The sequence below is a fragment of the Pseudomonas sp. WS 5051 genome, from assembly GCF_012985715.1.
GTDB classification, from domain to species: domain Bacteria; phylum Pseudomonadota; class Gammaproteobacteria; order Pseudomonadales; family Pseudomonadaceae; genus Aquipseudomonas; species Aquipseudomonas bubulae.
The window spans coordinates 1-1,022 of record NZ_JAAQWV010000036.1 but is presented as its reverse complement, the minus strand read 5'-3'; the positions used below and the strand labels follow the sequence as shown (position 1 = coordinate 1,022).

Annotated in this window: 2 pseudogenes; one reads left to right on the top strand and one right to left on the bottom strand. The window is 53.5% G+C overall.

What is annotated here, in order from left to right:
* Positions 1-128 (top strand): annotated as a pseudogene (locus tag HBN79_RS23835) (IS5/IS1182 family transposase); the annotation flags it as partial.
* A gap of 102 nt (positions 129-230) precedes the next feature.
* Here HBN79_RS23835 and HBN79_RS23830 read toward each other — a convergent pair.
* Positions 231-596: pseudogene (locus HBN79_RS23830) on the bottom strand (DnaT-like ssDNA-binding protein); the annotation flags it as partial.
* Positions 597-1,022: the final 426 nt, after the last annotated feature.

Sequence of the window (1,022 nt, the reverse complement as noted above, 5' to 3'; positions counted from 1 at the left end):
GTGGCTGGCTGAAGGAGAACCGTCGCATCGTGACGCGCTTCGACAAGCTCGCAACAAGTTTTGCGGCGATGGTCTCATTGGCCTGCGCTATGCGGTGCTTGCGACAATACTTTACGTACAGAGCCTAGGTAACATGCATCACTCCCTTTTTGAGAGGAGCATACTAAAGCACTCAAAGTAACTTCTACTAGTAACTTTTAGTACTGGCCACTACGAATGCCATCATCTGTTTATACCTTTACAGAATACAATCCTCGTTGCAGCAAGTAGTCCGCAAACTGCGTCGCACTGGGCCGATCAGGCGCCGCAGGCAATAACCGCTTGCTGGTGTTCGGGATCGTTGCGTACTCGCGTGTCACGGCCCCCTCGACACGCTCCAATGTCACGGCCCCTTTGCGTTTGTCGATTGGGTCAATATCGTCGGCGTGAATTTCGGCCGCCAAGGCCATCTGCCCGTACTGGATACGCGCAGGCAAATAGTTGGCGGCTTTGTTCTCGCCATCCAGATGCACTTCCCGGCGTGGCCAGGACAAAGCCTGTTCGCTGCTGGTCTTGCGCCCCTTCCAGGTCATGCCATCCATCACCAAAGCCGCGCGACCAAACACTATCAGGACGGGCACACAGAGAAAGGTATCGAGTACCTGGAGGTGGGGGCTGATTTGGCGTTTTGAGGTGGGGGTTTTGCAAATCGCAGACAACAAAAAAGGGCCCACCTTTCGGTGAGCCCTTCTAGACCGCCCAGCAGAGCGGATTTTGTTTGGTAGGCGCGATTGGACTCGAACCAACGACCCCCACCATGTCAAGAGCCACCATGCTAAGCGCTAGGCCACACGGCATAAGGTCTTAAGGGAACGCCCATTCACATTATGAGGCGTCAAGCATGGCTAACATTCGTTCTGTAGTGGTCAACTCATCCCGGACACGGTTTTGAGTTTTTCTTCCGTTTTCGCTGGGGCCAATCCATCGTTAAATTGATGAGGTCGGATCCAGTTGTAGTGATGCATCCGGTACTGGATAATATC